This is a genomic window from Pseudomonas sp. SIMBA_067, assembly GCF_046534675.1.
Taxonomy (GTDB): Bacteria; Pseudomonadota; Gammaproteobacteria; order Pseudomonadales; family Pseudomonadaceae; genus Aquipseudomonas; species Aquipseudomonas putida.
This window is the reverse complement of the sequence record NZ_JAWRYH010001355.1, coordinates 1-236: the sequence shown is the minus strand read 5'-3', so window position 1 is coordinate 236 and position 236 is coordinate 1. Positions and strand designations below refer to the sequence as shown.

Sequence of the window (236 nt, the reverse complement as noted above, 5' to 3'; positions counted from 1 at the left end):
CTCAGTTGCCGCCTGGAAGATGGCAATCAGGTGCAGGCGCTGGGGTTTGTGTTGGAGCGGCATTTGCCCAGCTATGCCGGAAACTTGCCGGATATCGTGCTCAATCATGTGCTGCAAAGCGCTTGCGGGCGTTACGGCACTACTCGCGATTATGTCGAGCAGACCGTGAACGCCGTGCGTAGCCACGCCATGCCAGATAAGAATCTGGAGGCGCGGCTCAAGCGCTGTACCAAGGA

The 236-nt window shown here is 58.5% G+C and carries 1 pseudogene; it reads left to right on the top strand.

From position 1 onward, the window contains the following. A pseudogene (locus tag SB765_RS33760) lies at nt 1–236 on the top strand (gamma-glutamylcyclotransferase); the annotation flags it as partial.